At 45.6% G+C, this 23,739-nt stretch carries 19 protein-coding genes; 9 read left to right on the forward strand and 10 right to left on the reverse strand.

The features are described from left to right. Positions 1–6: 6 nt before the first annotated feature. Positions 7–558 carry a cytochrome P460 family protein gene (locus D1Z90_RS03200; RefSeq protein ID WP_119909303.1) on the reverse strand — a complete coding sequence of 184 codons (552 nt, stop codon included), beginning with the start codon at positions 556–558 and terminating at the stop codon, positions 7–9. Between the two features lie 91 nt (positions 559–649). Further along, entirely contained in the window at positions 650–1,666 is a 1,017-nt protein-coding gene (locus D1Z90_RS03205; RefSeq protein ID WP_119909304.1) for a linear amide C-N hydrolase, read from the reverse strand. Between the two features lie 171 nt (positions 1,667–1,837). On the opposite strand from D1Z90_RS03205, the gene D1Z90_RS03210 reads away from it, so the two are divergent. Then, a complete protein-coding gene (locus D1Z90_RS03210) occupies positions 1,838–2,719 on the forward strand; it encodes a LysR family transcriptional regulator (RefSeq protein ID WP_119909305.1) in 882 nt (293 codons plus the stop codon). Positions 2,720–2,913: 194 nt separating this feature from the next. Here the strand turns inward: D1Z90_RS03210 and D1Z90_RS21905 are convergent, their stop codons facing one another. Next, complete coding sequence (locus tag D1Z90_RS21905; protein WP_269777023.1) at positions 2,914–3,039, reverse strand: hypothetical protein; 126 nt, start codon at positions 3,037–3,039, stop codon at positions 2,914–2,916. A 345-nt stretch (positions 3,040–3,384) separates the two neighbouring features. On the opposite strand from D1Z90_RS21905, the gene D1Z90_RS03215 reads away from it, so the two are divergent. The 3 genes from D1Z90_RS03215 to D1Z90_RS03225 all read left to right on the forward strand — a co-directional run bounded on the left by D1Z90_RS03215 (position 3,385) and on the right by D1Z90_RS03225 (position 5,667). Next, entirely contained in the window at positions 3,385–3,900 is a 516-nt protein-coding gene (locus D1Z90_RS03215) for a porin family protein (protein WP_119909306.1), read from the forward strand. Positions 3,901–4,099: 199 nt separating this feature from the next. After that, positions 4,100–4,552: a hypothetical protein gene (locus D1Z90_RS03220; RefSeq protein WP_119909307.1), complete on the forward strand. Its 453-nt coding sequence runs from the start codon at positions 4,100–4,102 to the stop codon at positions 4,550–4,552. A 230-nt stretch (positions 4,553–4,782) separates the two neighbouring features. Continuing rightward, entirely contained in the window at positions 4,783–5,667 is an 885-nt protein-coding gene (locus tag D1Z90_RS03225; protein WP_119909308.1) for a LysR family transcriptional regulator, read from the forward strand. Positions 5,668–5,703: 36 nt separating this feature from the next. Here D1Z90_RS03225 and D1Z90_RS03230 read toward each other — a convergent pair. Both D1Z90_RS03230 and D1Z90_RS03235 read right to left on the reverse strand, forming a co-directional pair. Next, positions 5,704–6,908, reverse strand: a protein-coding gene (locus tag D1Z90_RS03230; RefSeq protein ID WP_198419039.1) for an IS3 family transposase whose coding sequence is annotated in 2 segments (ribosomal slippage) — positions 5,704–6,566 and positions 6,566–6,908 — 1,206 coding nt in all. Because the reading frame shifts where the segments join, the coding sequence is not laid out codon by codon here. Positions 6,909–7,679: 771 nt separating this feature from the next. After that, positions 7,680–8,696: a linear amide C-N hydrolase gene (locus D1Z90_RS03235; protein WP_119909304.1), complete on the reverse strand. Its 1,017-nt coding sequence runs from the start codon at positions 8,694–8,696 to the stop codon at positions 7,680–7,682. A 403-nt stretch (positions 8,697–9,099) separates the two neighbouring features. Between D1Z90_RS03235 and D1Z90_RS03240 the strand changes: the two genes are divergently transcribed. The 3 genes from D1Z90_RS03240 to D1Z90_RS03250 all read left to right on the forward strand — a co-directional run bounded on the left by D1Z90_RS03240 (position 9,100) and on the right by D1Z90_RS03250 (position 12,753). After that, positions 9,100–10,239, forward strand: a complete 1,140-nt coding sequence (locus tag D1Z90_RS03240; RefSeq protein ID WP_198419040.1) for a BamA/TamA family outer membrane protein — start codon at positions 9,100–9,102, stop codon at positions 10,237–10,239. 121 nt (positions 10,240–10,360) lie between these two features. Continuing rightward, on the forward strand, positions 10,361–11,245 hold the full coding sequence (locus D1Z90_RS03245) for a LysR family transcriptional regulator (protein WP_119909310.1): 885 nt from the start codon (positions 10,361–10,363) through the stop codon (positions 11,243–11,245). Between the two features lie 224 nt (positions 11,246–11,469). Then, on the forward strand, positions 11,470–12,753 hold the full coding sequence (locus tag D1Z90_RS03250; protein WP_119909311.1) for a phosphatase PAP2 family protein: 1,284 nt from the start codon (positions 11,470–11,472) through the stop codon (positions 12,751–12,753). A gap of 45 nt (positions 12,754–12,798) precedes the next feature. Here the strand turns inward: D1Z90_RS03250 and D1Z90_RS03255 are convergent, their stop codons facing one another. The 3 genes from D1Z90_RS03255 to D1Z90_RS03270 all read right to left on the reverse strand — a co-directional run bounded on the left by D1Z90_RS03255 (position 12,799) and on the right by D1Z90_RS03270 (position 17,604). Then, on the reverse strand, positions 12,799–15,705 hold the full coding sequence (locus D1Z90_RS03255) for a DEAD/DEAH box helicase family protein (RefSeq protein ID WP_119909312.1): 2,907 nt from the start codon (positions 15,703–15,705) through the stop codon (positions 12,799–12,801). A gap of 370 nt (positions 15,706–16,075) precedes the next feature. Continuing rightward, the gene (locus tag D1Z90_RS03265) at positions 16,076–17,287 is read right to left on the reverse strand and encodes an IS256 family transposase (protein WP_119909314.1); all 1,212 of its coding nucleotides are present in this window, start codon (positions 17,285–17,287) and stop codon (positions 16,076–16,078) included. 50 nt (positions 17,288–17,337) lie between these two features. Then, positions 17,338–17,604 carry a class I SAM-dependent methyltransferase gene (locus D1Z90_RS03270; RefSeq protein WP_198419041.1) on the reverse strand — a complete coding sequence of 89 codons (267 nt, stop codon included), beginning with the start codon at positions 17,602–17,604 and terminating at the stop codon, positions 17,338–17,340. A gap of 643 nt (positions 17,605–18,247) precedes the next feature. Here D1Z90_RS03270 and D1Z90_RS03280 point away from each other — a divergent pair. Beyond that, complete coding sequence (locus D1Z90_RS03280; protein ID WP_119909317.1) at positions 18,248–20,188, forward strand: HAMP domain-containing methyl-accepting chemotaxis protein; 1,941 nt, start codon at positions 18,248–18,250, stop codon at positions 20,186–20,188. A gap of 810 nt (positions 20,189–20,998) precedes the next feature. Here the strand turns inward: D1Z90_RS03280 and D1Z90_RS03285 are convergent. Both D1Z90_RS03285 and D1Z90_RS03290 read right to left on the reverse strand, forming a co-directional pair. Continuing rightward, positions 20,999–21,439, reverse strand: a complete 441-nt coding sequence (locus D1Z90_RS03285; RefSeq protein ID WP_119909318.1) for a DUF3010 family protein — start codon at positions 21,437–21,439, stop codon at positions 20,999–21,001. Between the two features lie 173 nt (positions 21,440–21,612). Next, a complete protein-coding gene (locus tag D1Z90_RS03290) occupies positions 21,613–22,629 on the reverse strand; it encodes an AraC family transcriptional regulator (protein WP_119909319.1) in 1,017 nt (338 codons plus the stop codon). 224 nt (positions 22,630–22,853) lie between these two features. Here D1Z90_RS03290 and D1Z90_RS03295 point away from each other — a divergent pair, with 224 nt between their 5' ends. Beyond that, complete coding sequence (locus tag D1Z90_RS03295; RefSeq protein WP_119909320.1) at positions 22,854–23,270, forward strand: hypothetical protein; 417 nt, start codon at positions 22,854–22,856, stop codon at positions 23,268–23,270. Positions 23,271–23,739: the final 469 nt, after the last annotated feature.

Below are 23,739 nucleotides of genomic sequence, written 5' to 3' on the forward strand. Positions count from 1 at the left end.
CTAGGGTTAGCGTTTAAGTAAAGCGGGGTATTGGTCGGTATAGAGCCATTGGTTGTCTTTTCTGGGCATATGACAGCCTTGGCAAAATTCCTTATTGGGGCTCTCATTCATGGTAGGTTTAGCGCCATACATGGCCCAGCCCCAGCCGTCTCCCCAGTTTTCGTGACCACTAAAGCGTTGCTGGTTGTCTTTTACCATCACAAAGAAAATATCGTTACCTTCTTGGTGGCCTACCAAGCCCGTGGTGAGGCGTTCGGTTGGCACAAACTTCACGTCTTTCACAAACACTGTGCCGTCCAGCCACTCTCCAGTTTGGTTGTAATGATTAATGGCTTTTTGTTGAGTATAAATGCCGTTTAAGTTGGCCGGCTTCATGTCTTCAGCCATCACTACTGTGGTGCCCAGGTGTACCAGCTCGGTTTGAAAGTCTACCGGAAAGTGGATTTCACCTTGCTGGTCAACCAAGTCTTGATAGGTGCCAGCTGGGTCATTCAACGCGGCCATGGCGCCCTGGCATAGTAAACTGGCGATAAGTGCGCCAAGAAAAAGTGGTTTCATATGAAAGTTCCTCCAATAAATGGCCCAGCCTTCTCCGGAGAATCGACTAGGCCGGAGTTGGCAGGGTCAGAGTTGATTGTCTGGGTAGCCCTTATTTGACGTTCGGGTTTTGGCCTAACACGGTTTCTGCCGGTGCATTAGTATCAAACATGGTGAAGTCGTAGTGCTCAATTTCCCATGTATCAGCGCGGTCGAGTACCACAGATTTGTTGGCTTGGTCGGTGTAGATGGTCCAAAGTGTTGGGAATACGCTGTCGACATAAGGGTCCAAGCGGTCATAGCCAGAGAACACATTGGCGCCAACGGCTTTGATGCTTAGCGCCGCTTGTGCTGGGTCAGTGACGTTACGGCTGTGCATGTCTTCCACAATCTCTTTGGCGCGCAGACGGCGGTCGTAAGAGCGAATGCTGGCGTTCGGCTCGGTTTGCTCTTGGTCCATTATCAAGTGAGTGCTGAACTCAGGGTCATTGGACATAAATTGCACGCCCGGTGCGGTTTCATAGGTGCCTTGGTAAATCTTTTGCTCGCCTTTGACGTATTCGATGACGGCGCTGTTGCCGCTGGCGTCAGTGATTTGATAGTGCACAGGGGCCGAAATACACTCGTTAGCATGGCCGGGCAAGTTACAAATCTCTTGGTCAATGACATCGATGGATTGAAGCGCCGCAATGGCTTCATTGGTAGTCGAGAAGTTGTCGACGATGTAGCGTGGCACTTCACCGGCTGCGACGTCAGGCACGCCGGCTTTGCCTTCAGGGAACTCAGTGTAGTCTTTGCCAAGGTAAAGAATGCGTGCCACGAGGCCTTTTTCGTTGATGGCTTCAGCTACTAGGCCGGGGTTAAAAGATTTAATTTGCAGTGAGGCGTATTTAGATTGAGTGGTCACGGCTTCGTCAGAGTCGCTGTAGGTGTTTGTCATGCCTTTACCTTTACCCACCATTTGCGCTTTATCTTGGCCGAACCAGTCCATGGTGCGCACCGTCATGCTGACGTCGGCGTTGTTGTAGATAGCAGAAGTACAGGCGTTGGCGATACCGAAAGTGCCAGCAGAAGCGGCAGCAGCGATAACAAAAGCGATGGCAGTTTTGGTGGTATTGAATGTGTTCATGAATGACTCCTCAGTCGGGTTAACTCTGGGTAATGTGTGAGCGGTGTGTCGCTCTGTTGGGACCCATAGTAGGGGCAGACAGCGAAAGCTTACAGTTGACACCTTTAAGTCTGGGTTGTAGGTTTGATAGGCAACCGCCTAGCCAATGTGATGATAAGAGTGAGCAAACCTATGTTGATTACCCCAGAGCGATTGATTTATTTATTAAATGTGGCCGAACAAGGTTCATTTTCGGCCGCTGGGCGAAAGTTAGGAGTGAGTGCGTCGGCGGTGGCGCAAGTGATTCAAAATATGGAATTAGACCTAGACGTAGTGATTTTTGACCGGGTGGCAGGAAAAGCGCCGCAGCTCACGGCGGTAGGCAAAGCCATGTATTTGCAAGCGCTAGAAGTGGTACCTCGACTCCATGCGATGGAAAAAAAGGCGCAGTCTTATCATGCCGGTATCGAAGATAAGTTAACCATCGCCGTGTTTGGTTATACCTTTTTTACGCAATACATAAACAAAATCAATCAATTGGCAGCTACTTACCCAGAGCTCACGATCAATCTGATTGATGCAGAAGAATGTGCCGAGCTCTATGCCAATGATCAAGCCGCCGCCGACATCATTATTGCACCGCAGCAGTTGAAACTGCGGCAAGGTTTTGAATCGCGCATTATTGACCAATTAAAGTGGAGCTTTGTGGTGGCGCCGCATCATCCTTTGGCAAAGGTAAAGGGCGAGTTGTCGAGTCACGACTTTTTAGCCCACAAGCAGCTGCTGAACAGTGAAAATAAGTTTGCCACGCAAGAGTTGATTGAATCCATGCGCTTTAGCCCAAACGTGGTGAGTTGCTCACGCATTTACCAGCTGCAAGCATTATTGTTTTCAGGGTTGGGTTTTGCGTATTTTCCATCGACTTTGACGGTGGATGCTATTGAACGTGGAGATATTGTTCAACTGAGCGTGGATTTTGAAGATGAGCAAACAAGTTGGCCAATAGAGCTGGCATGGTCGCCTTCATTGGGGCCCGCGGGGTTATGGCTGATTGAGGAGTTTGTTGATTTGTAATTGATTGCCGAGGGCAACATGGCCGCTGGCCTTATGAATGAAAGCAGGGCTGAATCATGGTTGTATTTTGAGTGAGGCTGGTGGTTGCACAATAGTGAGATAAATAAGTAAAAAGCGGCGCTATAAACCGCAGATTGATCTCGGCCGTGATGCTGTTAACGACACAGCGGGCCAAGATCCATGTTGCGTGTCAGTCATAACCAGCAGCCTGGCATTTTGCTGAACAAGGTAATAGCAATAATAAACCAAATGGCGGAAGCCAGTACGCTATATGTAATGATGTCTGAGAAGTCGGTGACTGTTTTGATTAACTGAGTCATGGCGTGTTCCTTAATGAGCTTGTGTGTGTAGGCTCATCTTCCCACCAAATAATAAATATATAGAGTTAGGTACCATTCGATATGCCAATGGGTTATCCATCAGTTACGGCTCTCTTTAATCACCTTTAAACGGCTTCGCTTGATCCGGTGACTTTTTATTTTTTTACGCTTTTCTGGTTCCACTCGCTTACGGCAAGGAAAACCATCACCACCTATCAACCTATTAAATAATCGAATGGTAACTGGTTAAGTTAATTCGCCAAACGATGGGATTATGACCTCAACGGCAGCCAAGCTGCTTAGTTACAACAACATATTCTTAACCAGAAATTAGAGGACATACTCATGAAAAAACTTAACGCACTTATCCTAACCGCTCTTTTAGCTTCACCTTTAGCAGCCATGGCAGACGGCTTCTACGTGGGTGGCCAAGTAGGTTACGGTGCACAAAAAAGCCAGCTCTCAGACGCAATAGGCGGTGAGAAAAAAGACCTTGAAACTGTCATCGGTTCGATTAAAGCGGGTTATGACTTAAATGACTACATCGGCGCCGAAGTTCGTGTGTCTGGTGTGGACAAGCACAGTACTGGGATTAAAGCGGATTACTTAGCATCGGCTTACCTAAAAGGCATGGTGCCAGTGACTGATTCTATTAGCTTGTACGGTTTAGTTGGGGCAACGTCGGTGCAAATGGACAAAAAAGTCTATGGCAAAGACAGTTTAGCCAGCGCGAGTTACGGTGTGGGTGCGCGTTACGCCATGACAGACAACATCGGCATTAATATCGAAGCCACTCAAATCTCTTCACACAAAGATTATGAGCTTGGCGGTGTGAGCCTAGGCGTAGATTATAAATTCTAAGCCATGCATCCAGAGCACTCTGTTTCCCTGCTTTGCCTGGCGCCGCTAAACAATGTGCGGCGCAACGGCCACACCCTTCCTGCGCTTGGTTGGGTGAGTGGATGCGCAGACCCATCTGAATATCTCATAAGACCTAACTTCTGAGCGAGCTTTGCTCGCCCTAAGATAACCCTTGTATTTCGCAAGTTGGGAGTAACACATGAATACAAAACAATTTTTATTACTGGCCGTGTTTGGCAATGCCGCCATGATCCCGGCCGCTATCGCCAGTTATGACGACCACTGTGACAATACCTTTGGCCATGTCGTGGAAGGCACAGTAACGGGCTCTCTGGTCGGCGGTGGCGTAGGTGTGATTGCTGATGGCCACGAGGGCGCTAAACGTGGCGCTGCGGTTGGCGCTATTGCCGGTGCGGTGGATGGCTTAGTCGAAGGGGAAGTGAGAAGAGAACGCTGTCGAAGAGACATGCGTGATTTAGAGGACGCCATCATAGAGCAAGCCGCGGAAGACATTGCGGTCGAAGACATCATTATCAATGACGCGATAGACGTCGCTGATCTTGAAAATATGGCGGTTGAAGCTGCGGAAGTGGACACCGAATTTAGCATGGGCGATGACGGATTTGGCGCGGATGATGATGACTTCTTTTAATAAGGCGTGTTGACCTGTTAAGCGGACTTTTGCCGTGATTAATTCGATTTTATCTCGAATAAAATTTAACTGCGAGAGGTCAGCCCCTCATGAATAGTTAAGAAGGCAGGCGTCACTGGCGTGCTGTGTAATGGCATGTGACCAGTCTTCTCAGCTTTCAACTATCGGCGATATGCCTGTGGCAATAGGTGTTCACGCTGATAGTCCACCGCTTACTCGGAAGGTGAATTATGTTAAACCTAGAACAAATATCGGCCTTTATTGCCGCAGCGGATAAAGGTTCGTTTTCTGCTGCCGCGAGATACTTAGGTAAAAGCCAGAGCTCTATTAGCATTGCGCTGAATAATTTAGAGGTGGGACTAGGCATTCGCTTGTTTGATAGAAGCAGCAAATACCCTACCTTGACCGAACAAGGAATGCGCACCTATACCCAAGCAAAAAACTTATTGCGGCAAGTAAAGCGGATCCAGCATTACGCCCAAAGCGCGCTCAATCAGGTAGAAGATACCTTACACATAGCTTTGGATCCTTTGGTACCCATGTTACTGGTTGAGCGGGCGCTAGACAAAATGGCGCAAGCGTTTCCCTATACCCAAGTGAAGATCAGCAAGTCTTATGGTCAACAGTTAACGGATGCTGTGTTAAATGACAATGCGCAACTCGGGCTGCATTTAACCGAGAAGGGTGTGCCCGATAACCTAGACTTTTTGGTTATCTCGCAAATTGAATGGGTTTATGTGTGTAGCCCAGACTCGAAATTGGCCGACATGGCTAAGATAGATCAAGATACCTTGATGACTCACCGCCAGATAGCTTGCGCCAGCATGCTCGAAAACCCGGTGCTAAAAGACTTAGGTAAATTATCTCAAGAGGTGTGGCAAACATCAGACCAAGATGACTTGATACGTCTAGTCGAACAAGGCCTAGGCTGGGCTTTCTTGCCTAAAACCATGGCACTAGAAAGGCAAGCTGGAGGCACTTTGATTGCGTTTGAGCCCGAGTTCCAGCATGCACCTATGTTTTATGCCGCTGACTTAATTTGGAAAGCTAACCAGCAGCAAGGACCGGCCATGCGTTATTTTATTAGCTTGTTGTCGGAGCGATTAGCTAGATAGCACTGACTCGTCCTGATATAGGTTGACACATTTTAGTTAAAACGCTCGATGTACTTCATCGGGCGTTTTGTACTTCAAGGCTGTGTGGGGCCTATATTCATTATAGATTTTCACCGATTCTTCTACCATTTTTCTAGCTTCCGTTAAGTTAGCTGGTTTGATAAGAAGATATTCACTTTTCAATATCCCATTGATTCTTTCAGCGAGTGCGTTTTGATAGCAGTCATACCCGTCGGTCATTGAACAATTTACTCCATGTTGTTGATGAAGCTTTTGATATTCTGCCGAACAATACTGCACGCCTCTATCTGAATGATGTATGAGCGGTTGCCAAGTCTTTCTCCTTTTAAGTGCACGGATAAATGCCTGCTTAATAGTATGAGTCTTCATGTTATCATCAACGTGGTAGCCAACGATTTTCCGTGAGTATGCATCCGTCACTAAACTGAGATAAGCCTCTCCCTGGCGAGTCGGTAGATAAGTTATATCTGCAACCCATAACTGCTCGGGTCGCTCCGGGACATACCCTGATTTTATGATGTTAGGGTGACAATGGAATCGATGATGACTGTTAGTCGTGCGATGGTATGCACGTAATGTTGGTACAAGAAGCCGGTTCGCTTTAAGCAATGTGAACAAGTGATCACGACCGATAGTTAAACACTTTTTCGATAAAATGTATTTGAGCTTTCTGGTACCGATTCTAGGCTGGGTCAGGCGCTCTCTTTTTACAGTAATAAGCACATTAGCCTCATGAGCTGTGCGTACTTTTTCTGCTTCACACCTTTTGTAATAAGCTTGGCGCGAAATACCGATGAACAAACAAGCTTTCGTTACGGTTAACTTTGAAAGCGTTTTTTCCTCAATAACTCGGCTTTGCGCTTTTTTGACAGATGAACCCCAAAGTCTCTGTCCATAACCTTAACCACCGCCTCGAAAAAATCGGCTTTTAGCTGAGTGTCTTCTAATTGCTGTTCAAGCTCTTTAATACGTTGTTCAGGCGTTTGAGAAGAAGATGATTGAGACATGACGATACCTTTGCTCTTTATTTCAGACTGTCCTGTAGTCCAATTTAGTTGACCATGTTTACGAAGCCAAACTAAAACAGTTGAACGTCCTTGGATCCCATAGCGCTCTTGAGCTTGTTTGTAAGTCATTTCCCCTTTTTCGACTTGCTCAACGACTGCCAATTTAAAAGCAAGGGAATAATCTTTCTGTGTCCGTTTACCTATTGATTTCATGACATTCTCCATTTATTGACTGGAAAAGTGTCAACCTTATTTAGGACGGGTCACACGCATTATTTAAGCCTCCTATTGGAGGCTTTTTCATTGGTTATATTTTCCTTTTATCAAGCCGTATAAGCCCTTACCACGAGCCATACATTATATAACGCAGGGCTAAATCAAGTTTTCTTGTTGGTTAAGTTCGCTTGCATCCCATATCTGCCAAAATTAGGAGGTGGCTACACTCAATTCAATGGTCAAAGCACCGTTCATGGAAGTCAAAAGGGTTGGCTCTATGCTAAGCCGTCAGGCAATTAAAACACGCAACGAAAAGGGGAATTAAACGGGCATATTAAGCAATATGGTTTACTGCCCGGGAACAAGTAAAGCGCTGAGAAATCGCAGACTAAGCAAAGTTTTACCTAAGCTGCTTGGCGAAAACCTGGAACTCGGGTCATGCGAGTATTCTTGCCTTGCTCCCTTACATGCAATGCTCTCTGGCATGCTTTACTTTGCGGCTGCTTGCCGGCGTGAATGAGCCTGTTATATGGCAGCAACCTGCTTACTGCGTGATTTAACCGTGATGCTGGCTTTTGGCAAACCTTTACGGAAGTAATTACTTTGATGTGGACTTACTTTTGGGGGGCTATTGCTAGGCCATTTTAGGCGAACTTTTTTGTTTAATTTATGGGAGATTCGAAAATATCAAAGAGGCTGACGATTGTTTCGGGCCATTGAATGACTAAAAGCCCAGCGCGATGGCTGGGCGAAGTGGTTTTGGGCGGGTTATTTGACGTTCGGGTTTTGGCCTAACACGGTTTCTGCCGGTGCATTAGTATCAAACATGGTGAAGTCGTAGTGCTCAATTTCCCATGTATCAGCGCGGTCGAGTACCACAGATTTGTTGGCTTGGTCGGTGTAGATGGTCCAAAGTGTTGGGAATACGCTGTCGACATAAGGGTCCAAGCGGTCATAGCCAGAGAACACATTGGCGCCAACGGCTTTGATGCTTAGCGCCGCTTGTGCTGGGTCAGTGACGTTACGGCTGTGCATGTCTTCCACAATCTCTTTGGCGCGCAGACGGCGGTCGTAAGAGCGAATGCTGGCGTTCGGCTCGGTTTGCTCTTGGTCCATTATCAAGTGAGTGCTGAACTCAGGGTCATTGGACATAAATTGCACGCCCGGTGCGGTTTCATAGGTGCCTTGGTAAATCTTTTGCTCGCCTTTGACGTATTCGATGACGGCGCTGTTGCCGCTGGCGTCAGTGATTTGATAGTGCACAGGGGCCGAAATACACTCGTTAGCATGGCCGGGCAAGTTACAAATCTCTTGGTCAATGACATCGATGGATTGAAGCGCCGCAATGGCTTCATTGGTAGTCGAGAAGTTGTCGACGATGTAGCGTGGCACTTCACCGGCTGCGACGTCAGGCACGCCGGCTTTGCCTTCAGGGAACTCAGTGTAGTCTTTGCCAAGGTAAAGAATGCGTGCCACGAGGCCTTTTTCGTTGATGGCTTCAGCTACTAGGCCGGGGTTAAAAGATTTAATTTGCAGTGAGGCGTATTTAGATTGAGTGGTCACGGCTTCGTCAGAGTCGCTGTAGGTGTTTGTCATGCCTTTACCTTTACCCACCATTTGCGCTTTATCTTGGCCGAACCAGTCCATGGTGCGCACCGTCATGCTGACGTCGGCGTTGTTGTAGATAGCAGAAGTACAGGCGTTGGCGATACCGAAAGTGCCAGCAGAAGCGGCAGCAGCGATAACAAAAGCGATGGCAGTTTTGGTGGTATTGAATGTGTTCATGAATGACTCCTCAGTCGGGTTAACTCTGGGTAATGTGTGAGCGGTGTGTCGCTCTGTTGGGACCCATAGTAGGGGCAGACAGCGAAAGCTTACAGTTAACACCTTTAAGTCCTGCTTTAAGGTTGAGCCAGCTATTTACGTTAAGAGTGATGACGAATAGGTGGGTAAAGGGATATAGCGACACAGCAGTGATGTGTTATCGCAATCCTTTCAAAGGCAGCAGACAAGCTAATAAGTGCTGTTGATGAAGCAAAAAATGCTTCAGCAATTGAAGCTGTCGATTGGTTAAATGTATTCATGAATCGAATGGGTACTAATTCAATCAATTTAAAAAACGGTGGGAGCATTAAGGCAACGGCAGCTTAGTTGCCAACAATCCCATTTTTGAATTGAGAGAACCATTATGAAAGCACTTCGTAAGCCACTAAGTTTACTCATTGCCCTAAGTTGCGCGCCTGCATTGTCTCACGCCGGTGCGTTTGACCAGTTTTTTGATCCCCAAGATGGCCAGTTAGATGCGAGTCAGTGGATTTTAGATAATGCCCACGGCTTTTTACCCGTGCCGTTTGCGATTACTGATCCTGCGGTGGGCGTCGGGGGGGGGGCTGCATTGCTTTTCTTCCATGAAACAGAGCAACAAAAAGCCAAGCGTGTGAAAGATCCTGAGTCGGTGCAAGGCATACCATTGAGCGTATCGGGTGTGGTCGCGGGGGCCACCAATAACGGCAGCTACTTAGGAGGAGCATTTCATTCAGGTAATTGGCGCGATGACAGTGTGCGCTACTTAGGTGGCATATTTGGTGCCTCGTTTAACCTGACTTTTTATCAGCCTGACGATAACCAAGGGCAGAAATTCAATATGGAAGGCATTTATTTTCTGCAAGACATCGACTTTCGCCTCGGTAAGAGTCACTTTTTTGTGGGTGGCAGTTACAGTTACATGGACTCAAAAACCAAATTTGAGATGCCGGGGCTCGTGCCTGGCGTTAACCAGTTTGATCTAGATAGCCGTGACGCCGATGTGTCAGTGAAACTGACCTATGATAATCGTGACAATACTTTTTCACCTGAGCAAGGTACTAAGGTGGGCATAAAGGCGTCGTTTCACGATAAAGCGTTTGGTGGCGACTTTGAATACCAGAAATATCGGGTGTTTGGTCAGCATTACCAGAAGTTGAATGATAAATGGGGAGTAGCGGTACGCGGCGACGCTCAAGCTATTTCAGGTGATGCCCCATTTTATGCCAGACCCTTTTTAGAAATGCGCGGCATGCCAGCCTTGCGCTATCAAGGTGATAATACGGTATTGGCCGAAGCAGAGGTGAGCTACAAGGTAAACGATCGCTGGACCGTATTAGGCTTTGCGGGTACGGGGAACGCTTTTGATAGCGACCAAAGCATCAAGGATACTAAATGGCGCACCAGTCGTGGTGCCGGCTTTCGTTACCTTATTGCGCGTCAGCTTGGTATGAAAGTGGGCATTGATATTGCCAAAGGGCCGTTAGATTGGACTACTCATATTCAATTTGGCAGCGCTTGGTAAGCAACTGCAATCGACTTCGCAATTCTGCTGCGGGTCCCTGCTAACATTTGATAGCTTATTTAATGGATTTGGTCTTTAATAGGTTAATAGTCAACCTCATTGATATTTGAATAGGTGAAGCATGTTAAACCTTGAACAATTGACGGCCTTTATTGCCGCGGCAGAAAAAGGCTCGTTTTCAGCTGCGGCCCGCCACATAGGAAAAAGCCAAAGCTCTGTGAGCATCGCGGTAAACAACCTTGAGTTAGACCTCGGCATCACCTTGTTTGATAGAACCACCAAATATCCCACCATGACCCCACAAGGGGAGCGTTTATATGAACAATCTAAGGTGTTATTGCGCCAAGCAGAGCGGCTCCAAAGTTATGCGCAAAGTGCGGTGGATGAAGTAGAAGACGTGATCCATATTACCGTTGACCCGCTGGTTCCTTTATCCGTTATCGACAGTGCGTTAGAAAAAATGGCGCAAGCGTTTCCTTTTACGCAAGTGCAGCTGAGTAAAAAATTTGGCGAAGCATTGACCGACGCGGTGTTAAATGACGAAGCTAACTTGGGCTTGCACCTTACTTCGAAAGGCGTGCCAGATAACTTGGATTTTGTGGCGGTAGAGCAAATTGAATGGGTTTGTGTCTGTAGCCCAGACTCCGACTTTGCAGACATGGAAATGGTAGACAACGAAACCTTGATTGCACAACGCCAAATTGTGTGTACCAGCATGTTAGAAAACCCCGTTTTGAATACCGTCAGCAAATTGTCTCAAGAAATCTGGCAAGCATTTGACCAAGACGACATGGTGCGTTTGGTCGAGCAGGGTTTAGGGTGGGCTTTTTTACCCAAGTCGATGGCCATTGAGAAAGAAGCGATGGGTACCTTGATTGAATTTACCCCTGAATTTCAGCAATCAGAGTTGTTTTATGCCGCTGATCTTATTTGGAAGGCCAATATGCGGCAAGGTCCGGCCATGCGTTTTTTGATTGAACAGTTAACCAAACAACAGCGCAGTTAATACTCGGTAGCCCTCATTCCTATCTTGTTTGGTCACCGCAAGGCCCCTTGCGGTGAAATTTTCCTTGATATTCACCCATAATCTATAGATTTTTTGCTTACACGGCAGTTACTTATATTGACCCATCTATTTTGTTAATGGGTATTGGTTAAAAGTATAAGAAAATCCGATTTAACATGGTTCCCATCAAGTGATTAGCACTTCAACCAAACAGGAACGCAGCCATGTTAAACCTTAAAACATTTGCCAAAACAGCCGTATTCTTAAGCCTTTTTGCAGGAGCAGCGCAAGCCAGTAATGAAATTAACAGCTCGGTGAACGACAGTTACGTTGAAGCCGGCGATGCGCTGCAAATTGCCATTCCTGCCATGGGTTACTTTGCCGCTTGGTTGCATGATGATTGGGAAGGTGCAAAACAACTGACTTATTCAGTGGTGAGCACACAAGCAATTATTCACGGCATGAAATATGCGGTGGGCCGTCGTCGCCCAAATGACTCCAGCTGGAATTCATTTCCATCTGGCCACACTGGCGCAGCCTTTTCCGGCGCTGCATTTTTACAAAGCCGCTACGGCGCAGCATGGGGTGTACCAGCATATGCCGCCGCAGCATTTGTGGGTGCCAGTCGAGTGCACGGTAATCGCCACTTTGCAGATGACGTGGTAGCCGGAGCCGGCATTGCGTTTTTGGTGAACCAGTATTTTACGTCAGCTCATCAGGTCGAGGGTATGTACCTTAATGCCACGACCACAGGAGACGGTGCTGCACTCGGGGTGACGCTAACCAATGAATTTTTTGACGCAGAAGACAAAGCCAAAGGGTTTACGCAAAAAACGACGGTTCAAAACCAACGCTTTGAGCTTGGCATAGGCTTTAACTTCGCGGACTCATTTGGCCAGATAGGCGCGGCAGACATTATGCCAAGCTCGGCACCCGTAGATAAATTCCAGCCGTTTTCATACGCCAATTATCAATACCAGTTTGATGATAAAGCAATGCTCGAAATTGAGTTCAGTCCCAATGAAACTCGCCGTGCAGGCTCTTTAAATAAAAGCGTTAGCTTTAAAGGTAAAGATTACCGTAATGACCAAGAAGTGTACGCAGCATTTCGTCAGTGGTCCCTAGGCGCTACCTACAATATGCCCCTATTTCAAGGAGATGAACTGACGGTAATGGGCGGTATCGGGGCGTCGGCATACTACGTAGGCTTTGAAATTGATCGCAAAGATGGTGGTAATCACTATGCCGAAGACTTTATGCGGGTATTGCCGGCGGCTAATCTCAGAACCCAATATGAAGTGACAGAGCACTTAGACTTACTGGCGAAAGCGCAGGTGCAAGGCTGGAATGGTGACCACGTATTGCAAGCCGAAGCAGGACTGGCATACCACATTAACCGAGACTGGGAAGTGGGTCTTAAATACGCTTACTCAAACTCAAAATGGAAAAAACACAACATTAAATACGATAGCCAGTCAGTTGTGTTGACCATTGCTAACCACTTTTAAAAGCTGCAAATTCAACGGCCAAGCCATGGCAACATGGCTTGGCCGTTAGTCTTTAATAACACTTTTTAATCGTGCAAAAGGTTTCATTGACTCATTTGCGCTAATGACGGCGTAGTCTGGGTTTTTGGCTCGGAGTTGATATTGGCCTTGTGGATCTTTTTCTATGTCTCTTAAAACGTAGAGATCGTCGCCACTGCTATCTTGCATTTCTATCGCCATCGTCTGGCCAGTGATGGCGCCAGCGCTGGTTGAACTTACAAGTTCCAGTAGTAATAAGTCACCATCCAAAATGGGGGACTTGCCGCCATTCATCGAGTTGCCTGTGGCGTGAGCTAAAAAGTGTCTATTTGGATCCAAGTTGGCCATAGGTACTGAATACATTTCGACGTCTTCGTATCGGCCTGCTTTAAAATGACCACAAGCAATTTTTAAATCAGGGTAATAGGGCAGCAAAGTTGTTGTTTGCTCAGTTATTTCAATGGGGCCGACGCCTTCAGTTTGATTCGGTGAAATTTGCTTAGTGTCGATATACTTAGCAATACGATAATCCACCAGTTCTTTGACGAGGTCTTGTAAGGTATCAACTTCATTGTTTGCAATGGTAAAGTTGGCTTTAAAATGACCAGTATCGAGAGTAAACCAAGGGGGCTGAGAGCTGCCTTTTTTGCTTTTTATCGAGTGTTCAATGGGGTTTTTTAGCCAATATTTAACCCAAGCGTCATCAGTGGCGGTTAAGTGTTGTACGTTTGTAGGCAGCTCTGTCTGTTTAAGAGTCGGGTAACTGGCTAAAATATGCCAGCTTTTGGCTGCTAGGGTGGCGATATCCGGCGCGTTATTTAAGCCATCTAGTTCGATAAATGCTTCTAATAAAAGCATTTTAAACGATTTAGTCATGGCGGTAGTTTGTACCGCCGCCAATAAAAAGTCGTGGTGTTTTTGAATTACCTGTTGCTTATGTTGATCTTGGCACTGGGCTGCAACCAAGCCAAACCAGCTTGCATGCTGTTTCTTGACTTTGTTGAGGTCATAACCTGCGCGGTAAAATTCGGTAGCGTTGGGTGGATGCCCTAAGTGAGCCTGTAAATCCTGATATTCTTGTTGAGCACTTTTTCGCAGCTTTTTGGCAAGCTGGCTCCAAAAGTCCACCACTTTTACGTCTAAGTTTACAAAGCAACCTGCCCCTAAGTCAGGTCTGGCTTGGCCTTGATTGGCTAGCCCAGTGAGTTGTTTGCCCGGTTGTTTTGCTAATAACTCTTGTTTATTTAAAAAGGCTTGATGATTACCAATGAAGTCAATGACTACTAAATGCGTTTTACCTTGATGAAGCCGTAAACCTCGACCTAACTGTTGTAAAAAGATGATCTGAGACTCAGTTGGACGCAGCATTAAGATAGTGTCAATGGCAGGTAAATCAGTCCCCTCATTAAATAAATCGACGGAGAAAATGATATTGATATGACCCTTATCCAGCATACTCAGGGCTTCATTTCGTAGGATCTGAGAGTCACTATGAATGGCCACTGCGCGATAGCCAGCTTGTGTGAAGGCCTGATTAAATGCCTGCGCCATAAAATCGGCATGCTTTTTTGATACGCAAAAAGCCAAGGTGCGCGTTTGTTGATGTTGCTGCCAGTGCTTGAAGATGTGTTTAGCCCTTTGTTGAGTGGCAAACTGGGCGTCTAAACTACTGGGATCAAAGCGGCCATTTCGCCATGGAATTTCTTCATAATTTACAAATTCGTCCCAAATTCCATAGTAATGGAAAGGCACTAAAATTTGCTCATCAATCCCGTGTACCAAATTACGTTCAAATACCAAGTTGTCATGGCAAAGAGTCAGAATATTAGCTTGGTCACTGCGCTCGGGTGTTGCTGTTAGACCGAGCAAAAATTTGGGAGTGAAGTAATGCAAAATATTGCGATAAGTTTTTGCGCTGGCATGGTGAAATTCATCGATCACTATGTAATCAAAATGGTCAGCTGAAAATTGCTTGAGGTGTTGGGAGCGTCCCAAGGTTTGCACTGAGGCAAACAGCATGTCTTTGTGTTTGTCTTTTGTTTTGCCGTGATAGTAGCCTGACGACTTCTCTGGCCAAAGCTTGGCGAAGGTGTTCAATGCTTGCGATAATATCTCTTCGCGGTGAGCAACAAACAGTACTTTTTTGGCTGCCATTTGTTTAGCATCAAAAGCAGATAGCCAGGTTTTCCCCATGCCTGTGCCTAATACTACCAATCCTCTTTGGTAACCTTCCTTTCGGGAATTGGCTAATGCCAAAAGCGCTTCTGCTTGGGCAGTGTTTGGCGTATAGGGATCATTTTCAACGAATCCGTCGTGTTGCAACATCGTTAAGCTGGGTGGCTGACGACGTTCAATATAGTCATTAATCCACTCATCACTTAATGGAACCGTATTAGGGTGGCTAAAAATTGCTGCAAACTCGGCACGTATATGGTGAAACTGTTGCGCCTGATAACAATTTTCCGGTGCTTGATAGTCCAACCTTAAACACCACTCATGGGCTTGGGTGAGGGCGCTTTTTGAAATATTGTTTGAACCGATAAAAGCAGAGCCATGGAACATGGTGTGCTCTGTCGCCCCAGAGACAAAAATATACGACTTCATATGAAAGCTGTGATTTTTTGACTCAAATATCCTTACTTCAACGTTTTCCCCATCAAGGTCAGCTAAAGATCGCAGGGCAACAGGGTGTGTAATGGACAAGTAATCCGAGGTGAGTATTTTGAGTTTAAGAGCTTGGTTAGTTGCACGATGGCGCTCTATCGCTTCATGTAAGCTAGGAAGCAGTAAATCTAATCCAGATGGTTGTATAAAAGAGACTGCAATCTCTATTTCAGAGGCGTGGTTGATAGCATGAATAAGTTGTGGCAACAGTGGGTGATTACCACCTGTTGTCAGTAAATTATCTTCGATGACCAAGGGACTTAATGGCATGGGGTGCTCTTATGATTTAATTAGAATGGCATTTAACCATTGCTCTTGTTGTCTGCTAGGCCTGAGATCTGAAGTGACCCAGGTAGACTGTACAGTCAGTGATGTACCCTGTAGCACTTGTGATAGCAAAAACTCATTTAAGTTGGTGAAAGTGCGTTGGTCCCTTTCAACTTCATCATCACCGTATTTAAAAGAGCAATAGAAAGCACCATCTGATTTGAGCATCTTTGCCAAGTGCATAAAGGTTTGAGTGAGTAAGCTGTAAGGAACATGTAATAGTGATGCACAAGCCCAAATACCATCAAAATGATTGTGAGGTGAGCTAAAACTTGAAAAGCTGAGGCTGTAACAGATTCTGTGTATCTGCCATTTAGTTAACGTATTTTTCTAAACGTTCCTCGAACTCGATAATAAACCGACTCATAGCTTGGCGCCAGTTTTGAATGGGCATCGTCCATTTCTTGCTGGCGTCTTTGATTGCTAGATACACCATCTTGGTGGCTGCCTCGTCGTTTGGGAAGAGCTTACGTTTCTTGAGTGCCTTCCGTATTACGCTATTCAGAGACTCAATCGCATTGGTGGTGTAAATAGCCCGGCGAATATCTTCAGGGTAGTTAAAGAGTGTGTTGAGGTTATGCCAGTGATTGCGCCAGGACTTAGAGATTTGTGGGTACTGTTTGTCCCAGGCTTCACTAAAGCGCTCCAGTTCAAGCAAGGCCTCATCTTCTGTAGCTGAGCGATATACACGCTTTAAGTCGGCGGTGACAGCCTTGTAGTCTTTCCACGACACATACTTCAATGAGTTCCTCACCATATGGACGATGCAAAGCTGAATGTGTGTTTGGGGGAAGACGGTATTGATCGCATCAGGGAAGCCCTTCAGACCATCTACACAGGCGATAAGTATATCTTCAACACCACGTTGATTGAGTTCAGTTAAAACACTCAGCCAGAATTTAGCACCCTCGTTTTCGGCTATCCACATGCCCATTAACTCTTTCTGGCCGTCTGTGTTAATGCCCAAAGCAAGGAAGATAGACTTATTGATAATACGTTTATCTTGACGGATCTTGACCACAATACAATCGAGATAGACGATAGGATAAATGGCATCGAGTGGTCTAGATTGCCACTCCACAATTTCTTCCATTACCGCATTTGTGACACGCGAAACTAGGCTGGGAGATATCTCCGCCCCGTACCACTCATCGAAAGCATTAACAATGTCACGAGTACTCATACCTTGCGCATAGAGCCACAAGATCTTGTCATCCATAGAGGTAAATCGTGTTTGGTGTTTTTTGACGAGCTTGGGGTCAAATGAGCCAAGACGATCTCGTGGAGTATCGAGCTCAAACTCTCCATCTTCGGTTTTTATGCGCTTAGAGCTCTTTCCATTTCGGGTGTTCTTCGATTTGGAGGGAGTGTGTTTGTCATAACCAAGATGCTCATCCATTTCAGCGTTGAGTGCCGCTTCAACAGTGATCTTCTTGAGCATCTGGCTGAATTCAGTTAAATCATCTTGAGTTTTAATTCCCTTTGCAGCTTCTTTAGCAAAAGCTTCAAGTGCTTTTTTGTCCATGTGCCTATCCTTAGCCATTACGGCTTTAAGTTTAGACAGTTACACAGAATTTAGGACAGTCTCGAAAAGCTCGCCAGTATGACGGGCTGCTTTATGTGTTTACTTGCCAGCTCGACTAAAGCTGGGCTCGCATCAAACGCCTCCACTTGGTAATAGCGTTGAAGGAAGTGCAAACTGTCTCGGCCTGAACCGCAACCTGCGTCTAGAATTTTCCCATGTTGTTTTACTAGGGGTAAAAACCGATTGTAAAGTGGCGCCATTTCGACTGCTACAGTGCCTTTGAAGAAGGTCTTGGCGTGGTTGTCGTAATAACTCAAATTAAGACCCAATAGCTAAATATTTCAATACGTAACAGTATGGAAATTCTCAATAGGAAATACAATGCGCAGGCATAAGAAATCTGAGTAAAGGGGGCAAAGATGCGCCAACCTGATAAACCTTTCTGTTACATATTTGGTGCTTTTTGTGTGTGCTGGCTATTTTTCTATTACGGCGGATTGGCCGAGCATATGAATGTTGTGCCGCGAGTGTATTGATCTTGACCGTTCGAGGTAAACTTTTCTCGTTGAAGGGATAAAGTGAAATATCCCTCGCATTTAGCAAGGTCTTTATAAAACTTTGACCGCTTGTTTCTAACTTGACTGAAAATATCAGTTAAAAATTTTATTGATCTGATTTGATTGATCTTTTTGTATTTTCTCTGCGCGTATTCCATGTCGTTTCAGTTGCTTTTTTGCTGCTCTTACTCTGATTGATTATTGCTTCCACGACAGACAGTTATAGCTTCTTAAATTTTTCAACCATACTCATTACTTAAAGTATGAGTTCTGCGATGCATGGACGATAAAAACGCCCCTTTAAGGGTGATTAAGTCGGCGTTCAGGACAGTTCCGTTAAGGTGTGCTTAGCATGGCAAAAGACAACATGTGTTGCTCTTATTGTGACTAACAAGGTGTGGCTATGAGTTTGAAAAAAATCTTAACCCTAGGGTTTGGCGTGATTTTAGCGCTGATCCTGGTCATTTCTGTGGTGGCGTCGCTGCGATTCTTTCAATCGAGCGATGGTTTTAATACCTATCGTTCGCTGGCGTTGACCAGCGTTTCAACCGGTCGTATTCAAGCCAACATTCTCGAGGCGAGATTAGCCGCGCTGAAATACCTGAAAAGTCATGACCCCGCCCATAGCAAAGCCCTAGATAGCCGAATTAACACCGCGCAAAAGTTGATTCAAGGGGTATTAGACTCGCACCTTGACGATGTGCATAAGTCCGATTTTACAGCTATCCAACAACAGCTGGATCAATATGAGAAGGGCTTTAGTCAGGTAGTTAGCTTGATCAGTCAACGTAACCAATTGGTGCAGCAACAGTTAGATCCTTCTGGCTTAGCGATGCGCAAAGCGGTGACTGGGATGATGCAGCAAGCCGCTATCGAAAATGATTTGAACGTAGCGGTTAGCGCTGGCACGTTACAACAGCATTTATTACTCGCGCGGTTGTACGCGTCTAAATTTCTTACCAGTAATGAACAAGTAGACGCAGAGCGGGCCAAGAAAGAGTTTGATGCGGCGGCGCAATTGGCCAGTAAGCTGCAAACACAGTTAAGGTCTAGCAGTCAGCAAGGTTACATGAAAACCTTTAACGACTCTTTAAACACCTATCGCCGAACCTTTGTTCAAGTGGTTAACACAATTAATGAGCGCAATGCCACCATTGCTGGGACGTTAGATGTGATGGGCGCATCCGCGGCTAAAACCATTGAAGAAATCAAGCTTGATACCAAGAAAGAGCAAGACACAGTTGGGCCTGAAATGGTGCAGCGGTTTGAAAATGCACAGCTATTGTTGATTGTGCTGTCTATTCTGGTGGTGATTATCGCGCTCGCGGTAGCAGTCATGATATATCGCAGCGTGCTCAAAGTGGTTGGCGGCGAGCCAAGCGACATTCAGCACATTGTGGCAGCGGTGGCGTCGGGCGACTTATCGACCCGAATAGCCACTTCTGGGAAAGAAACGGGGATATACGCCAACATCTTGCAAATGCGCCAAGAGCTGCGACGAATCATCGAAGGGTTTCACGATATTTCAGACAACGTTTCTTCTGCATCCGTTGCCTTGACGGGCGTAATGTCAGAAACCGAGGATAACTCGCAACAAGAGCTTAGCCAGGTAGAGCAAATTGCGACCGCGATTACTGAGCTTTCTAGCACCGCGTCTGAAGTGAGCCAAAATGCGGCCAACGCGGAAACTGCCGCAGGAGATGCAACCCGCAATGTTGAAGAAGGCGGGGGAATTTTAGATTCTTCCGATGAGGTGTCACGTAAGGTAGAAGGCTCTATTGAAGAAACATCTCGCATAGTGAATCAGCTGCAAGAATACTCAGTAGAGATTGGCTCCGTGGTTGAAGTGATTAACTCTATTTCTGAACAAACCAATTTGCTGGCGTTGAATGCGGCAATTGAGGCTGCGCGTGCAGGTGAGCAAGGCCGTGGTTTTGCGGTTGTGGCAGACGAGGTGCGCTCACTGGCGGCGAAAACGCAACAATCAACCATCGACATTCAAGAAATTATCTCGCGATTACAATCTCAAGCTAAAGACGCCAATCAGTTTATGCAGTCTAACCTTGAGTTGGCTGAAGGCTCCCGTCATTACAGCGAGCAATTACGGGCCGCATTTGCCGCCATTACGGACTCGGTCACTCTGATTTCAGACATGAACACTCAAGTGGCGACAGCCTCTGAGGAGCAGTCTGGGGTGACGCAAGATATCTCACAAAACGCTTCTCATGCGTTCGACTTGGTCAATAAGAACGTTTCGGGTATTGAAGAAAGCAAGCGGGCCAGCGAAGAATTGTCAGAGTTAGCACAAGAGCAGAAGCAACTGCTGAGCTTCTTCAAGCTTTAACCTTCATATTGAACTCACGGATGTCACTTGTTACATGCAGTGACATCCTTATCCCGCTCGTCAGCGGCCGCAGATGGGCTTCCTTCTTACTCTCTTTTATTGTTATTTCAGGCGCATATGAGCAGGCTGATTTGGGTTGATTTCAGATTTTGCCATTTAGGGCATTTTTATAAGTGATGTAGCGCACGTTTTTAGTCCGCTTGAATGAGTTTGTAACTCCTTGTTTCAGTTTCTTTTATTAGATTTTATTGCCAACTTCTGTAACGCGCTTGTTGGCCGTGTTGCCGCTGTAAGAGATCCGCCATTCGAGCTGTAATTTTGCGCCTAAAATGGTTTTAGATATTTCGGTTTTTACATCAGAATATCGCAAAGGTATTTTTTTAAGTTATTGTAATAATTGATTTTTGCTATTTGATTGACCGAAATGTGACAACTCGTCGTAAATTTTTTTGTTTTTAGTGGGCATTTTTATAAAGGTTTTCCCTTATATTTAATCCTGCAGGAAGCGAAAAGATGTTTAACAGGATGTTGAACATTGATGTCAGACAGGAAGTTTGGCAATTAAGGAAGATGAAAGGACAAGCTATAGGAATAGCTAAGGGACACCTCCAGGACGGAGATAGAAAACAAATCAGGAAGGTTTGTTAGGTTAAGGAAAACCAAAGAAGTGCAACCTAGGGATAAGGTAGCCATTATAGTCACAGTGCAGGGAGCACCATACATCACGGATATGATGTCATGACTATCGAGGGACGGTGCATATGCATCGTCCCTTTTCTTTTTGGGCTGCCTTGCGACAGCCTGCCAGACTTAGTCTTTGTTATAAATCTCTGCCGTCATGCTGGCATACGCCGACTCAAAGGCACCTTGTTGAAATTTCTTCAGGCCTGTTACCGCAAAGTCTATGCTCACCGGGTTGCGTTTGGTTTGCTCTTTGATTTCATTGCTGGTGATAAACTCAACCGGCACAGTATCAATCAATTGCAGCGCGGCTTCTATTTTAAAACCAATGGCGCCGCCGGCGAATTTGCCTTTTTGTGGGCGCGACTTAATGATTAGCTTTTCAATTTTGTAATCTTCAACCAGTTTGGCAACGTCAAATTGAAACTTTTGGATTTGCGCTTGTTCGGTGTCGTCGCGCAGAATGAACTTGCGCACGCGGCATTCTGGGATCTCAAACAACCCCTGATCCAGTGACAACAGTGCGATAACCGCTTCGCTACCTTGTATTTCTATACCACATGCTTTCATGCTTGTTCCTAATGCTAATGAATCCAACATATTTGCTTGGCAAGCCAAGCGATAAAGGTCGTTATTATAGGTTCACAAGTCCGCTTCGGCTAGCTTAGCGTCGATGATGAGTAAAATAACTGTGGCTTGAAGTGGTTGCAGTAAGGCCTGAGCGTTATTCGTGATACTTTGGCTTAACTTTGCTGCTCTTGATATTGACGTGGTGTAAGGCCATGCATGCGCTTAAAGGCTTTGCTGAAGCTTTGTTGATTGGTAAAACCCAGCTGGCGAGCAATGTCAGCTTCAGACAGCTTTTGAGAAAGTAATTTTAATGCCTGGTCGGACAACAATTGCAATTGCACTAAATCTGAAAAGCTGACGTTTTCAAGCTGCAGTTGGCGCTGCAGCTTTTGTTCGGAAAGGCCCAGTATTTTAGCAGCTTGGCTTAGACTTGGGTAAGCAAAGCAGCGGCAATAGTTGATCAATTCATAAACACAACGAATAAAATCTTCCGGCGCAGGCATATCAATAAAGCTGAGTAAGTCATTTTGATCAACCAAGACTTTGGGTCGTACCTGTAATGAAGCCGGCGGCAGTTTAGAAATATCACTCACGGGGAACCACACTTGCGCACTTTCACTATGCCAGTGAACTTCACAACCAAACAAAGCAGCCATTTCTCCTTGAGCGCCAATTTGGCTTCCGGGTAGCTGAATAAGAGTCGGGCAGTAGTGTGCGCCATGATACAAACGCAAAATATGCACATACAACCAACAAGCGAATACGCCGTCTTGCAAGCGCATCTTATCGGCAATGAAAGGAGAGTGGTAGCGCCACTTTAACAATTTGCCACTGACTCTGCCGCCAATGGTAACGCCGGACTGAAAATTTGCGAATAAATTATTAAACCGCAGCATGGCGGTAAATAAGTTCTTTGATGAGGCTACCAAGCTCTCGAAGCTGGAAAAGTGTTGCAAGTGTATTTTAGCGCCAGCTTTAGCCACAAACATTTCATCCCCTGTGAGCCGCTCAATTTGGCTGGCGTAGCGTGTCATTTCAGACAAAGGCATCAATCTCATTGGCTCTTGTGCGAGGGCCTTGGGAATATCGAGCTGACCACTGATATTACCGTAACAGTCATCCACCGCGCGCAGCAGCAAGTTAAACAGCCCCATACGAGCAAATGCAGTATTCCCTGTTATGGCTTTCATCTTGTGCTCCTTACTGCAAGGTTTTGGTTTCTTTTGTTAGTGACACTGCCTGCATCAAGTTATTGTCATTGACGTTTGGACATAAGATATCAAAAAGGCTGGCAGTGCGACTTCTGCGTTCCATTTGGTGTCTCTGTATCCCCGATTTCTTTACTTTTAATACCAGTTTGAACATCCAGTTTAAGCCAAAAAAACTGTGTTAACCAATTGAAAAGGTGAAGAAAATGAAATTTACTCAGCCATTAGTTAGTTCGCTTATTATTCTTTCTCTGGGTGTAACAGGTTGCACCAGTGTTCCGTCTGATTATAGCCGCTTATTGGAAGCTGAAAGTTACCAACCATACTCTGAAATGGCGCAGCAAGATGTGCTAAACCGTTTTGGTGAGCCTACGCGGGTGGTGCTATTACCCGAAGGGGGTGAACATTTCTTTTATGGAATCAGTCAGCAACAAGCAACACATTGGAGTAATTACATTCCTGTAAAAGCTTTCTTGTTTGGTTTTGACACCGTTGAAACTCATGTCGTTGCAGAGTTTGTATTTGATAAGTCGGGCATGCTCGTCAGTACCGAGGTAAATGAAACCCAAATTGAAAATGATTATGGCATCGGTAATCGCCGTTTTTATCCTAGCAATTGGTAGTCAAAGGACCAGTAACACGCTGAATAATAATGTGCAGAGAGGCGCAGTTCAAAGCGAAAATGCGTGAATGGAATAAAAATTAAAAAACTTGTTGCAAATGATAATGAATATCATTAATATCTATCTCGTTGTCCAAACACGAAGAAAAACAGCTTGTTAGTTTTTCTTTTCATGGCACGACATTGCTCACATTGCTTCCAGTTTACCGGCTATTTTTATAGCCGGTTTTTTTTGCCTTTTTTTTAAAGTCGACTAAACTGCTTGTTACCTTTTAAAATCGAGGTAGCTGAGAGGCAGATATATTCCCTAGAATAATTCACTGCAATAGGCTCATTCTGCGTCACAAGTGCGCATGCATAAATACTTTTCCACAGCAACATTTTTCACTGCGTTAACATAGATTTTATGTTGACGGATTTATTGTTTATATAAAACAGTTAGTTATAGAAGTGTTTTGGTATTTTATTAA

The sequence above is a fragment of the Motilimonas pumila genome (genome assembly GCF_003596335.1).
Classification (GTDB): Bacteria; Pseudomonadota; Gammaproteobacteria; order Enterobacterales; family CBDFNC01; genus Motilimonas; species Motilimonas pumila.

What these genes read in the sequence shown, in the direction of transcription:
- D1Z90_RS03285 (WP_119909318.1), bottom strand. Translation starts at nt 21,439, where the DNA reads ATGAAAGCATGTGGTATAGAAATACAAGGTAGCGAAGCGGTTATCGCA.
- D1Z90_RS03240 (WP_198419040.1), top strand. Translation starts at nt 9,100, where the DNA reads ATGAAAGCACTTCGTAAGCCACTAAGTTTACTCATTGCCCTAAGTTGC.
- D1Z90_RS03280 (WP_119909317.1), top strand. Translation starts at nt 18,248, where the DNA reads ATGAGTTTGAAAAAAATCTTAACCCTAGGGTTTGGCGTGATTTTAGCG.
- D1Z90_RS03220 (WP_119909307.1), top strand. Translation starts at nt 4,100, where the DNA reads ATGAATACAAAACAATTTTTATTACTGGCCGTGTTTGGCAATGCCGCC.
- D1Z90_RS21905 (WP_269777023.1), bottom strand. Translation starts at nt 3,039, where the DNA reads ATGACTCAGTTAATCAAAACAGTCACCGACTTCTCAGACATCATTACA.
- D1Z90_RS03235 (WP_119909304.1), bottom strand. Translation starts at nt 8,696, where the DNA reads ATGAACACATTCAATACCACCAAAACTGCCATCGCTTTTGTTATCGCT.
- D1Z90_RS03255 (WP_119909312.1), bottom strand. Translation starts at nt 15,705, where the DNA reads ATGCCATTAAGTCCCTTGGTCATCGAAGATAATTTACTGACAACAGGT.
- D1Z90_RS03265 (WP_119909314.1), bottom strand. Translation starts at nt 17,287, where the DNA reads ATGGACAAAAAAGCACTTGAAGCTTTTGCTAAAGAAGCTGCAAAGGGA.
- D1Z90_RS03290 (WP_119909319.1), bottom strand. Translation starts at nt 22,629, where the DNA reads ATGAAAGCCATAACAGGGAATACTGCATTTGCTCGTATGGGGCTGTTT.
- D1Z90_RS03225 (WP_119909308.1), top strand. Translation starts at nt 4,783, where the DNA reads ATGTTAAACCTAGAACAAATATCGGCCTTTATTGCCGCAGCGGATAAA.
- D1Z90_RS03205 (WP_119909304.1), bottom strand. Translation starts at nt 1,666, where the DNA reads ATGAACACATTCAATACCACCAAAACTGCCATCGCTTTTGTTATCGCT.
- D1Z90_RS03210 (WP_119909305.1), top strand. Translation starts at nt 1,838, where the DNA reads ATGTTGATTACCCCAGAGCGATTGATTTATTTATTAAATGTGGCCGAA.
- D1Z90_RS03200 (WP_119909303.1), bottom strand. Translation starts at nt 558, where the DNA reads ATGAAACCACTTTTTCTTGGCGCACTTATCGCCAGTTTACTATGCCAG.
- D1Z90_RS03215 (WP_119909306.1), top strand. Translation starts at nt 3,385, where the DNA reads ATGAAAAAACTTAACGCACTTATCCTAACCGCTCTTTTAGCTTCACCT.
- D1Z90_RS03295 (WP_119909320.1), top strand. Translation starts at nt 22,854, where the DNA reads ATGAAATTTACTCAGCCATTAGTTAGTTCGCTTATTATTCTTTCTCTG.
- D1Z90_RS03245 (WP_119909310.1), top strand. Translation starts at nt 10,361, where the DNA reads ATGTTAAACCTTGAACAATTGACGGCCTTTATTGCCGCGGCAGAAAAA.
- D1Z90_RS03250 (WP_119909311.1), top strand. Translation starts at nt 11,470, where the DNA reads ATGTTAAACCTTAAAACATTTGCCAAAACAGCCGTATTCTTAAGCCTT.